At 73.8% G+C, this 11,266-nt stretch carries 10 protein-coding genes; 5 read left to right on the forward strand and 5 right to left on the reverse strand.

Annotated features, from left to right (window positions below):
• Positions 1 to 13: 13 nt before the first annotated feature.
• Complete coding sequence (locus Ade02nite_RS34605; protein ID WP_203773025.1) at positions 14 to 826, forward strand: response regulator; 813 nt, start codon at positions 14 to 16, stop codon at positions 824 to 826.
• On the opposite strand, the gene Ade02nite_RS34610 is transcribed toward Ade02nite_RS34605, so the two are convergent.
• On the reverse strand, positions 812 to 1,798 hold the full coding sequence (locus Ade02nite_RS34610; RefSeq protein WP_203773027.1) for an AraC family transcriptional regulator: 987 nt from the start codon (positions 1,796 to 1,798) through the stop codon (positions 812 to 814). The genes Ade02nite_RS34605 and Ade02nite_RS34610 overlap by 15 nt on opposite strands.
• A 9-nt stretch (positions 1,799 to 1,807) precedes the next feature.
• Positions 1,808 to 3,496: a long-chain-fatty-acid--CoA ligase gene (locus Ade02nite_RS34615; protein WP_203773029.1), complete on the reverse strand. Its 1,689-nt coding sequence runs from the start codon at positions 3,494 to 3,496 to the stop codon at positions 1,808 to 1,810.
• A 129-nt stretch (positions 3,497 to 3,625) separates the two neighbouring features.
• Between Ade02nite_RS34615 and Ade02nite_RS34620 the strand changes: the two genes are divergently transcribed.
• Together Ade02nite_RS34620 and Ade02nite_RS34625 are read left to right on the forward strand one after the other, a co-directional pair.
• On the forward strand, positions 3,626 to 5,014 hold the full coding sequence (locus Ade02nite_RS34620) for an alpha/beta hydrolase family protein (protein WP_239169263.1): 1,389 nt from the start codon (positions 3,626 to 3,628) through the stop codon (positions 5,012 to 5,014).
• Between the two features lie 75 nt (positions 5,015 to 5,089).
• Complete coding sequence (locus tag Ade02nite_RS34625) at positions 5,090 to 5,434, forward strand: helix-turn-helix domain-containing protein (protein ID WP_203773033.1); 345 nt, start codon at positions 5,090 to 5,092, stop codon at positions 5,432 to 5,434.
• Positions 5,435 to 5,437: 3 nt separating this feature from the next.
• On the opposite strand, the gene Ade02nite_RS34630 is transcribed toward Ade02nite_RS34625, so the two are convergent.
• The 3 genes from Ade02nite_RS34630 to Ade02nite_RS34640 form a co-directional block, all read right to left on the reverse strand.
• Positions 5,438 to 6,052, reverse strand: a complete 615-nt coding sequence (locus tag Ade02nite_RS34630) for a ClpP family protease (protein WP_203773035.1) — start codon at positions 6,050 to 6,052, stop codon at positions 5,438 to 5,440.
• Entirely contained in the window at positions 6,049 to 6,675 is a 627-nt protein-coding gene (locus Ade02nite_RS34635; RefSeq protein ID WP_203773037.1) for a ClpP family protease, read from the reverse strand. Before Ade02nite_RS34635 ends, Ade02nite_RS34630 begins: the two co-directional genes overlap by 4 nt.
• An 80-nt stretch (positions 6,676 to 6,755) precedes the next feature.
• Positions 6,756 to 9,272, reverse strand: coding sequence for a sensor histidine kinase (locus Ade02nite_RS34640; RefSeq protein WP_239169264.1), 2,517 nt, complete (start codon positions 9,270 to 9,272; stop codon positions 6,756 to 6,758).
• 117 nt (positions 9,273 to 9,389) lie between these two features.
• On the opposite strand from Ade02nite_RS34640, the gene Ade02nite_RS34645 reads away from it, so the two are divergent.
• Entirely contained in the window at positions 9,390 to 10,295 is a 906-nt protein-coding gene (locus tag Ade02nite_RS34645) for a TIGR03619 family F420-dependent LLM class oxidoreductase (protein WP_203773039.1), read from the forward strand.
• Positions 10,292 to 11,266 (forward strand): SMP-30/gluconolactonase/LRE family protein, encoded by a 975-nt coding sequence (locus Ade02nite_RS34650; protein ID WP_203773041.1) that lies wholly within the window; start codon positions 10,292 to 10,294, stop codon positions 11,264 to 11,266. The genes Ade02nite_RS34645 and Ade02nite_RS34650 overlap by 4 nt, the downstream gene beginning before the upstream one ends.

Below are 11,266 nucleotides of genomic sequence, written 5' to 3' on the forward strand. Positions count from 1 at the left end.
CGGGAAGGTCATCGTGAAGGCGAACAGAGCCGGCACCCCCACCGGCAGCAGGGAACGCCCCGGCAATCTCACGATCAGCCACGCCGCCGACAACGCGGTCGTCGAGCTGGCCGTCCACGGGCAGTGGACCCGGCACACCGCTGTCGACGTGTACGACGCGCTGCGGAAGGCGCTCGCGGAGCAGCCGTCCGCGATCATCATCGATCTTCAGGAGATGAGCGATCTCGACGGCCTGAGCGTGCCCACGTGGATCGCCGCGAGCCGGGCCGCCATGTCGCTCCAGCCGCCGCCCGTGGTGGCGCTCTGCGCCCCGCCCACCCGGCGGCTGGTCACCCGGCTCCGCCAGCTCGGCTGCGCCCGCTTCCTGACCCTGTTCGTCACCGTCGGCCAGGCGCGCGCCGCCGTGGCGAACGCCCTGCCGCTCACCGACCGGCTCCAGCTGCGCTGGCTGCCGCCGCACCCCGACTCGCTCACCGCCGTGCACGACGCGATCCGCTCGGCCGACCGGGCCTGGACGGTTCCCGCGCTGGTCGGCGCGGCGCAGGACGTGGCGCGCGATCTGGTCACCGACTCGCTGGAGCACGCGGGAACCGCCATGCTCTTCACCATCTGCCGGCGCCGCGGCAGCCTCTATCTCGCGCTTCGCGACCACGAGCCCACCCTGCCGCCGCTGCGGCGCCCGGGCGCCGGCGGCGGGACGCCGGCCCGGTTGCCCGTCGTCAACGGCCGCAGCTGTGTCTGGGGCGCCTCGACCGTCCACGACGGCAAGCTGGTCTGGGCCGTCGTCCGCTCCCGGCCTGCTCCGGCCCTGTCAGGCGCTGCGTAACGTCCGGTGCGGGTGGGTGCCGTACCGGGTGCGGTAGGACGTCGCGAAGCGGCCCAGGTGGGCGAAGCCCCAGCGGCGGGCCACGTCGGCGACCGTGGTGAGCCCGGGATCCGAGGCGCGCAGCTCCTCGTGCGCGCAGGCCAGCCGCACGTCGCGGAGGTAGCCCATCGGGGTGCAGCCGAGGTAGCGGCGGAAGCACGCCTGCAGCGTCCGGCCGGTGACCCCGGACAGGGCGGCCAGCTCGGCCAGGGTGAAGGGGCGCCGCGGGTCGGCCTGGATCGCGTCGACGGCACGGCGCACCGGCTGGGGACGGAAGGCGAGCGGCTGCCGGGTCAGCAGGTCGTGGTCGGCGTGGTCGACGGCCAGCAGCAGGCCGATGGTGAGGCTGTCCTGAAGCTGCTGCACGATCAGCGGCTCGCGCAGCAGGCCGGTGTCGTTGCCGAACTCCGCGGCCACCAGGCGGATCATCGCCGCCCAGCTGCGGCCGAGGCCAGCCGTGATGTCGAGCTGGGCGGGGAGCCGGATCGGGCCGCCGCGGTCCGCGCCGGTCAGCGTGCGCAGCTGCCGTTCCAGGGCGCCCCGGGCGATCTTGACGCCGAGCTGGCGGCAGTCGGCGCCCCACCGGTCGATGACCACCTCCTCGCCCACCCCGAAGAGGGAGGCGTGGCCGCCCGCCCCGACGACGGCGCGGCCGCCCTGCCGGGCCTCCAGCCGGCCCGCCAGCGGCACCCCGACCTGGTAGGCGTCCGGGTTCTCGTACCCGAGCGTGACCTCGGCGCCGTACCGGCAGTCGCCGATGGTCAGCGGCCCCAGCCGCAGCAGGTCGAAGCGGGCGTCCAGGCGCCCGTGCCGCCCCAGCGGGTGGAAGAACTTGCGCGGGTAGTAGTGCCGGCCGCCGAACGACCGGATCTCGTCCACGTCGGCCGAGCGCATCGACAGACGCTCGGCCCCGGTGAGTGAGGTGGTGGTCACCGTTCGATATTAGGGAGACGCGAGCAGCCGCTCGCGCACCTCCCGGCGCAGGACCTTGCCGATCTGGCTGCGCGGCAGCTCGTCGACGAGCTCCAGGCGGCGCGGCGCCTTGTAGCCGGAGAGCCGCTCGCGCGCCCACCGCAGCGTCGCCTCCGCGTCCACCGAGGCGCCCTCGGCCGCGACGACAACGGCGACGACCTCTTCGCCGGTACGCTCCGACGGCAGCCCCACGACAGCGGCGTCCGCCACGTGCGGGTGCTCCCGGAGCACGTCCTCCACCTCGGACGGATAGACGTTGAAGCCGCCCGTGATGATCAGCTCCTTGACCCGGTCCACGATCGACAGGAAGCCGTCCTCGCTCATCACGGCGACGTCGCCCGTGCGGATCCAGCCGCCCGGCAGCAGCACCCGCTCGGTCTCCTCCGGCATGTTCCAGTAGCCGGAGAACACCTGCGGCCCCTGGATCAGCAGCTCACCCGGCTCGCCCGGCGGCATGTCGCGCGCGGGGTCGTCGCGGTCGGCGATGCGCACCCGGGTGGACGGGTACGGGACGCCGATCGAGCCGATCCGCCGGCGCTGCGACATCGGGTTGCCGACCGTGATCGGCGACGTCTCCGTCATGCCGTACCCCTCGATGAGCAGCCCTCCGGTGAGCGCCTCCCACGTCTCGACGGTCTTCGGCGGCAACGGCATCGCGCCGCTGAACGAGTAGCGGATCGAGGTCAGATCGGTGCCGCGCTCGCGGGCGGCCGCGGCCAGCCGGTCGTACATCGGCGGCACACCCGGGAAGAACGTCGGCGGCCGCCGCTTCGCCGCGTCGAGCACCATGCCGGCGTCGAACCGCGGCAGCAGCACGATGGTCGCGGCGATCTGCACGGCCGTGGTGAGACACAGGGTCAGGCCGTACGCGTGAAAGAGCGGCAGCACGGCGTAGAAGGTCTCGCCGCCGTCGCGCAGGCCGGGCACCCATACGCGGCTCTGCTCGGCGTTGGCCGCCAGATTGCGGTGGGTGAGGATCGCACCCTTCGGCGTGCCGCTGGTGCCGCCCGTGTACTGGAGCAGCGCGGTGTCCCCGGCGCCCGGCCCCTCGACGGAGGCGGCGATCGGCGGCGCGCCGGCGACCAGCGCCTCCCAGCTGAGCGCGCCGCCCGGCAGCGTCCCGCTCATCTCCGCCCGCGTCTGGCGGGCCCGCGCCACCGGCAGCCGGAGGGCGAGCCGCTTGAGCAGCGGAAGGGCGGCGGTCAGGTCGACGCCGACGATGGTGACGACCTCGGTGCGCTCCGCGGTGGCGGCCACCGTCGCGGCCACCTTGTCCCAGCAGATCGCGACCCGCGCGCCGTGGTCGGCGAGCTGATGGGCGAGCTCGTCGGCGGTGTAGAGCGGGTTGTGCTCGACGGCGATCGCGCCGAGCCGCAGCACCGCGTAGAACGCGACCACGTGCTGCGGGCAGTTGGGCAGGATCAGCGCCACCCGGTCGCCGGGGCCGACGCCGAGCGCCCGCAGCGCCTCCGCCGCCCGGGCGACCTGGTCGCCGAGCTGGGCGTACGTGGTGGCGGCGCCGAGGAAGTCGAGCGCCACCCGGTCGGGAAACCGCGCGACCGCCCCGTCCAAGTTGGCGGTCAGCGCCCGCGCCGGCTCGGCGATGTCCGCCGGGACGCCCTCCGGATAGGCCGCCAGCCAGGGCCGCTCGTCGGTCATGAGGCCTCCCGAACCTACGGTTGCGTAACTTCGTCGAGGCTACCCGCCGTCCCTGAAGTTGATCATCCGGGCAAGCGGAGCTTGACACCCGTCGATGCGAGGCATGAGATGTTACCGGGAGGTAACGCCATGCTCCGGAGCCGCGCCGCCGTCGTCGCCCTCACCGCCCTGCTGATCCCGCTCGCCGCGCCAACGCCCGTCCGGGCCGCGCCGCCCGTCTGCGACGCTCCGGTCCCGAGCACCACCCAGCCCGGCTACCTGGTCGCCGATCCGGACTGCGATCTCGACGGCACGCCGTTCACCCCGCTCCCCGGCGCGCGCGTGCACACCGGCATCACCGCCGGCGCCGCGTACCGCATCGAGGTCCCCGGCAAGTGGAACGGCGGCCTGGTCGTCTTCGCGCACGGCTATCGCGGCCGCGGCACCACGGTCTACGTCGACGATCCGGGCCTGCGCGAGCACTACGTGGCGCGCGGCTACGCGTGGGCCGCCTCCAGCTACGCCACCAACGGCTACGACGTCGGCCAGGGCGTGCGCGACTCGGTGGCCCTGATCGACGTGTTCCGGCGGGTCACCGGCGCCCGCGCCAAGTCCGTGATCATGTCGGGCGCCTCGATGGGCGGGCACGTCACCGCCGTGGCGATCGAGGAGCACCCGCGCGCGTTCGCCGGCGCGATGCCCTACTGCGGGGTGCTCGGCGACACCGCGCTCTACGACTACTTCCTCGACGCGAACGTCACGGCCGCCGCGCTCACCGGCGTGCGGATCGAGTTCCCGCTCCAGCCGGGCGAGGACTACCAGGCACGCTGGCGCTCCCAGGTGGGCCGCATCGTGCCCCAGCTCGGTTTGCCGTCGGGCAGCACACCCGCGGGCCGCACGTGGTCGGCCGTCCTGGAGCGCCGCAGCGGCGGCGAGCGGCCCGGCTTCGACAGCGCGTTCACGTACTGGAACTCGCTGCCCTCCCTGCCGCCGCTGGCCGACCTGCCGTTCCTCTTCGGCCTCTATCCCGGCCTGCAGGGCGGCACCGCCGGCATCGCCCCCGGCAACATCGCCGACAACCGGCACACCGTCTATCGCAGCACCGACCGGCTCTGGCCCACCGCGCAGGAGTGGCGCCTCAACCGCGACGTGCTGCGCGTGCGCCGCACCGCCGGGGCCGGCCCCGGGCTGTCCGGCGTCCCCCGCGTCGACGGCCGGCCATCCGTCCCGGTGCTCTCGCTGCACGACATCGGCGACCTCTTCGTGCCCTTCTCGATGGAGCAGGTGTACGCGGCCCGCGCGGCCCGCAACGGCCGGTCCGGCCTGTTCGTGTCCCGGGCGATCCGGGGCGCCGGCCACTGCGACTTCACCCAGGCCGAGCTGCGCCAGGGCTTCGACGACCTGACCGCCTGGGTGCGCGGCGGCCACCGCCCCGGCGGCGACGCGATCCTGGACCGCCGCGCCGTGGCGGACCCGGCGTTCGGCTGCCGCTGGACGCGCGGCACCCACCAGGGCTTCGTGGCGCCGGCCTGCCCCTGAGCCGATCGCTACGCTGCTGGCTGAACCGGGGTGCGCCGGGTATCCGCGCCGGCCCGCGCTCACTACGGTCGAGCCATGGCGGACAACACCCGGCGGTCCCGGCCCCTGCTGCGCACCCTCGTCGGCGAGGTGCTCCGGCGCCACCGGCTCGAGCAGGGCCGCACCCTGGCCGAGGTGGCCCGGGAGGCCTGCGTCTCGGTGCAATACCTCTCCGAGGTCGAGCGCGGCCGCAAGGAGCCGAGCTCCGAGATCCTCGCCGCCGTCTGCGACGCGCTGCGCATCGAGCTGGCCGACCTGCTCGCCGAGGTGGGGCGCGATCTGGTGGTCGACCGCGCCCCGGTCATCCGGCTCGAGGCCGCCCGCCTGCGCCGGGCCCAGCGCCCGCAGCGCGGCGGCGACGTGTTGTTGATGGCCGCGTGAGAGTCAGGCGGCGCCGAGCCGATAGGCGGGTGTCTCCCGCCGGGTGATGACCCGGTCGGCGAGGCCGTAGGCGACGGCGTCCGCCGCCGACAGCGTCATGCTCCGGTCGGTGTCCGCCCTGATCTTCGCGACCGAGTGGCCGGTGTGGTCGGCGAGGATCCGGTCCATCTCGGCGCGCACCTTGGCCACCTCCTTCGCCTCCACGGCCAGGTCGGGAAGCGTGCCCCGGGCCTGGCTGGACGGCTGGTGCAGGGTCACCTTGGCGTGCCGCAGCACCGAGCGCCGGCCGGGCGTGCCGGCCGCGAGGAGCGCCGCCGCCGCGGACGACGCCTGGCCGACGCAGATCGTGGCGATGTCACACCGTACGAAATGCATGGTGTCGTAGATGGCGGTCAGGGCGCTGAACGAGCCACCGGGCGAGTTGATGTAAAGACCGATCTCCTGCTCGCCGGCCGACTCCAGGTGGATGAGCTGGGCGATCACCACGTTGGCGACGCCGTCGTCGATCTCGGTGCCGAGGAAGATGATCCGGTCGGAGAGCAGCCGCGAGTAGATGTCGAAGGCCCGCTCGCCGTTGGGCGTCTTCTCCACCACCGTCGGGATCGTGTACTGGCTCATGCGCTCAGCCCCATCGGCTGCCGTGTCATCTCCGGGCGCACGTCGTCGACGCTGTCCAGGATGTGGTCGATCAGCCCGTACGACAGCGCCTCGTCCGCGGTGAACCAGCGGTCGCGCCGGCTGTCCCGCTCGACCGTCTCGATCGACTGCCCGGTGTGCTCGGCGGTCAGCCGCAGCAGCGTCTGGCCGACCCGCTCCAGCTGGTTGGCGTAGATCTCCACGTCGGCGGCGGTGCCGCCGAAGCCGGCCGAGCCCTGGTGCATCAGGATCTGCGCGTGCGGCAGCGCGAACCGCTTGCCGGGTGTGCCGGCGGTGAGCAGGAACTGCCCCATGCTGCCGGCCAGGCCGAGCGCCAGCGTGCTGACGTCGTTCGGGATGAGCCGCATGGTGTCGTAGATGGCCAGCCCGGCGGTGACCGAGCCGCCCGGCGAGTTGACGTACAGGCTGATCACGCCGCGCGGATCCTCGGCGGACAGCAGCAGCAGCTGTCCGCAGATCCGGTTGGCGATCTGGTCGTCGACCTCGGCGCCGAGCACGATGATGCGCTGGTGCAGCAGCCGCGCGGCTACCTGGTCGTCGATGGACCCCACACTCCAGGGGGCCGCCGCTGTGGCAACGGGCATGGTCTTCTCCTCGGGCTCTGCCGGACGTTCCGGCTTCCACCCTCGGGCGGCGCGGCGCGGCTCGCCAAGCCGATCTGCTGTCAGCAGACGACCGGCAGCCGCACCCGGACCACGGTGCCGGACGGGTGGTTCGCGGCCAGCTCGATCGTCCCGCCGTGCAACCGGACGATGGTGCGTGCCAGGCTGAGCCCGAGCCCGCTGCCGGTCATGCCCTGGTGGCGCACGTTGCTGCCGCGGAAGAACCGGTCGAAGACGCGGTCGCGCTCCTCCTCCGGGGTGCCGATGCCGGTGTCGGCGATGCGCAGCTCGGCCGTGCCCCCGTCCGCGTGCAGCTCGATGTGCACCTGCCCGCCGAGCGGGCTGTACCGGATCGCGTTGGACAGCAGGTCGTCGACGACCTGCCGGAGCCGCCCCGCGTCGCCGTCGACGACGAGCCGGGGCGGCAGCTCGGTGTGCAGCAGCACGCCGATGTCGGCGGCGTGGTGCCGGGCCGCCGAGACGGCGCCGGTGACGATCGCCGTCAGGTCGATCCGCTCGCGGTTGAGCCTCAGATAGCCGGAGTCGAGGCCGGCGAGGTCGAGCAACCGGTCCGCGATCTCCTGGAGGCTGGTGGTGTTGCGGGCGACCGAGCGCAGCATCTGCCGCTGGTCGTCGTCCAGGTCGGCGGCCTCGTCGGCGAGCATGGCGACGTTCGCGGCGATCGCGGTGAGCGGGGTGCGCATCTCGTGCCCGACCAGCGCGATGAAGTCGTCCTGCGCCCGGGTGAGCTGCCGGGTGAGCTGCTCGGCCCGGCGCAGCGCGACGTAGACGCCGATCTGCGCGGCGACGCCGTCCAGCAGCACGGTGAGCAGCTCCTCGTGGACCTCCTCGGTGCCCGCGTAACAGGTGAGGACACCGAGCAGGGTGCCGCCGTCGCGGACCGGAACGGCCAGGACGGCGCGGATGCCGCGGCGCAGCCACGTCTGCACCTCCGCCCGCTCCTCCGGGGTGTCGAGCTCGGGGCTGTCGGCGACGTCACCCACCCACATCGCGTGCCCGCTCTGCCAGACCCGCCCGGTGACGCAGATGCCTCGTCGCGGGTTGCGCCCGAAGAGCCCGTCCCGGTCGTGGTCGTCGGCGTCCCAGTGCCCCACCGAGCGCAGCTGGCCGGAGGTCTCGTCGATGAGGAAGAGCTCCGCGCAGGGCCAGCGCAGGGTGGTGGCGACCGCCCGCAGGACCGGCCCGCACGCCTCGGCCACGGTCTTCGCCTGCCGCAGCGCCTCCTGGACCGCGAGGTGGCAGGCGCGGAACCGCTCGGCGCGGCGGATCGCGGTCAGCTCGTGCGCCACGGCCACCGCGCCCAGCACCCGGCCGTCGTCGGCGCATATCGGCCGGGCCGTGGTGGCGAAGGTGCGCACCGGCTCGCCGGGCGCCGTGGTCAGCACGTCCACCGCGTCGACGGCCTCGCCGCGGAAGGCGCGCATCAGCGGCGTCCGCTCCCACGGCATCGGCCGCATGTCGGCGTCGTGCAGCACCCCGTCGACCGTCGCCGGATAGTCCGCCGGCAGCGGCTCGGTGAGCGCGAGCCCCTGGATCTCGCGCAGCACCCGGTTCATCACCACCACGCGGCCGGTGTCGTCGCAGGCCATGACCCCCACGGTCAGGCTGTCCAGCAAGGCGTTCAGGAAGCTGCCGTTGCGGTCGGCCAGGTCCTCGGCGGCCGCCTGCCGGGACAGGTCGGTCAGGAAGACGCAGGCCAGCGCGCCGGCCGCGCCGCGCACCACGGACAGCGACGCCTGCACCGTCAGCCGGTGCCCGTCGCGGCGCAGCACGCTGACCTCGCGCAGCACCGGCCGGGTGGGCCCGGCGGCGAAGAGCCGGTCGAGCGCCGCGCCGATCGGCTGCCCGCCGTAGTCCGGCAGCAGGCTCTCGTCGAGGTGGCGGCCGCAGACGTCCGAGGCGGTGAACCCGAGCAGTTCCTGGGCCGCGCGGTTGAAGCCGACGATCACCCCGTCCGGGTCCACCGCCAGGAACGCCTCCTGCACACTGTCCAGCAGGGCCGCGCTGTCCAGCGTCGCGACCCGGGTGGCGGCCTCGACCGGGGCGGGCGGGCGCAGCACCCCGGCGACCTCCAGCAGGGCCGCCACGTCGTCGTCGGTCCATCGCCGGGGCGCGGTGTCGAGCACGGTCACCGAGCCCAGCAGCCGGTCGGTCTCGTCCCGCATCGGCACGCCGAGGAACGCGTGCACGCCGTGCTCGGTCACGAGCGGATGCTCGCGAAGCTCGTGCGGCAGGTCCCCGCGCAGCACCGGGCTGTCGTGGATGACCGCGTGCTTGCCGACCGAGACGGCGATCGGCGCCCGCCCCCGCGCGCTCAGCGACGGCGGCAGGCCGTACGTGCCGACGTGGAACTCCTCCTCGTCGCCCACCAGGGTCACCGTCGCCATCGGCGCCTTCAGCAGGCGAGCCGCCAGCCGCGCCATGGCGTCCAGGGGCAGCGGCTGCGCCGGCAGGGCCCGGCGCGCCCGGTCCACCGCCGCCAGGCGTGCGGGATCGTCCAGAACCGTTTCGTCGAGCACCACGCTGTCCCACAGATCCGGCCATCCGGTGAGCGGCATACCCACCGGACTGCCCGTATTACCCGAATTGCTCGCTTTAAACGACCGACCGGGATTTATTCTCGCCCGCCCTCGCCGCTCCTGTTCCGCGGCGCTCCCGTCTGCTATCCACAAAGGATGGAACTGGGAATCGCACTACCCACGTCCGGGGCGCTGGCGTCCGTGTCGAACATCGCGCGCGTCGCGCGAGAGGCCGAGCGCCTCGAATACGCGGCGGTGTGGACCTACGAGCGGCTGCTCCGCCCGCTCGCCAAGATCATGCCGGGGCCGGACGGCAGCCCGCAGCGCATCCCCGAGGACTACCGCGAGACGTACGAGCCGCTCGAGACCCTCAGCTACGTCGCCGGCCTGACCGAGCGGATCAAGCTCGGCACCAGCATCATCGACGCCCTGCTGCACGTGCCGGTCGTGCTGGCCCGGCGGTTCGCGACCCTCGACCAGCTCAGCGGCGGCCGGGTCGTCGCCGGCATCGGGCAGGGCTGGATGCCCCAGGAGTTCGCCACCGCCAACGTGCCGCTCAAGCGCCGCGGCGCGGGCCTCGACGAGGTGGTCGCCGCGATGCGCGCCTGCTGGGGCCCCGACCCGGTCGAATACCAGGGCCGGTTCTACGCGATCGAGGCCTCCGAGGTGAACCCCAAGCCGGTCCAGCCGCACGTGCCGATCATCGTGGGCGCGAACACCGAGGCCGGCCTGCGGCGGGCGGCGCGCATCGCCGACGGCGTCAACCCCAACGCCTTCTCGTACGACCAGACGGTGGCGGCCGCGGCGACGTTCCGCTCGGCGGCCGCCGAGCTGGGCCGGGACGCGGACGCCCTCACCGTGACCGCCCGCGCGAACGTGCCGATCACCACCGACCCGCTGGGCGACGGGCGCCCGTTCCTGGGCGGCTCCCCCACCGAGATCGCCGGCGACCTGAAGCGGCTCGACGAGGCCGGCGTCGACCACGTGCTCTTCTACAACCTGGCGGCCGACGACCTCGACACCCACCTGCGCCTCATGGACGAGCTGCGGACCAGGGCATGACCCGCCGGCTGATCCGCCCGCGCCGCTGGACCCCGCCGGCGCGGGCGGATCACGGCCCCACCGCTCCCCTGACCGTGGGGCGGCTGCTGCCGGCCGGCGGCCACGGCCCCGAGGACGTCATCTTCGACCACGAGGGCCACATCCTCACCGGCACGGCAGGCGGCAAGGTGCTGCGCATCGACCCCGCCACCGGCGACCACACGCTGCTGGCCGAGACCGGCGGCCGCCCCCTGGGCCTGCACCCGCGCGCCGACGGCTCGGTGCTGGTCTGCGACCACGACCGGGGCCTGCTGGCAGTACGACGTGACGGCACCGTCGAGGCCCTGGTCACCGACGACGTCGCCTTCGCCAGCAACGTCGTCGAGACGCGCGACGGCACCATCTACTTCACCACATCGAGCACCCGCTGGAACCTCGACGACCACCTCGGCGACGTCTTCGAGCACTCCTGCACCGGCCGCCTGCTGCGCCGCTCCCCCGACGGCACCGTCACCACCCTGCTCGGCCACCTCAAGTTCGCGAACGGCCTGGTCCTCGCCCCCGACGAGTCCCACCTGCTGCTCGCCGAGACGGCCGGCTACCGCATCCGGCGCTACTGGCTGACCGGCCCGCGCCCCGGCCACGCCGAGATCCTCGTCGACAACCTGCCCGGCTTCCCCGACAACATGTCGCTCGGCAGCGACGGCCTGCTCTGGGTGGCGATCGTCGCGCCCCGCAACGCGCTGCTCGACCGCCTGCTGCCGCTGCCCGGCCTGCTGCGCCTGCTCGTGTGGAACCTTCCCGACGCGGTGCGCCCGAAGGCCGCCCCGATCGCCTGGGCGATGGCCTTCACGCTGGACGGCCGCCCGGTCCACGACCTGCGCACCACCGACGACGGGTACGGCTTCGTCACCTCGGTCGCCGAACGCGACGGCACCGTGGTGCTCGGCAGCCTCACCCACGACACCGTGGCGCTCCTGAGCATCGACTAG

It is taken from the genome of Paractinoplanes deccanensis (genome assembly GCF_016862115.1).
GTDB lineage: Bacteria > Actinomycetota > Actinomycetes > Mycobacteriales > Micromonosporaceae > Actinoplanes > Actinoplanes deccanensis.

Coding starts and splice junctions, on each gene's coding strand:
- Ade02nite_RS34615 (WP_203773029.1), bottom strand. CDS start 3,496: ATGACCGACGAGCGGCCCTGGCTGGCGGCCTATCCGGAGGGCGTCCCG.
- Ade02nite_RS34620 (WP_239169263.1), top strand. CDS start 3,626: ATGCTCCGGAGCCGCGCCGCCGTCGTCGCCCTCACCGCCCTGCTGATC.
- Ade02nite_RS34625 (WP_203773033.1), top strand. CDS start 5,090: ATGGCGGACAACACCCGGCGGTCCCGGCCCCTGCTGCGCACCCTCGTC.
- Ade02nite_RS34630 (WP_203773035.1), bottom strand. CDS start 6,052: ATGAGCCAGTACACGATCCCGACGGTGGTGGAGAAGACGCCCAACGGC.
- Ade02nite_RS34635 (WP_203773037.1), bottom strand. CDS start 6,675: ATGCCCGTTGCCACAGCGGCGGCCCCCTGGAGTGTGGGGTCCATCGAC.
- Ade02nite_RS34640 (WP_239169264.1), bottom strand. CDS start 9,272: ATGCCGCTCACCGGATGGCCGGATCTGTGGGACAGCGTGGTGCTCGAC.
- Ade02nite_RS34645 (WP_203773039.1), top strand. CDS start 9,390: ATGGAACTGGGAATCGCACTACCCACGTCCGGGGCGCTGGCGTCCGTG.
- Ade02nite_RS34650 (WP_203773041.1), top strand. CDS start 10,292: ATGACCCGCCGGCTGATCCGCCCGCGCCGCTGGACCCCGCCGGCGCGG.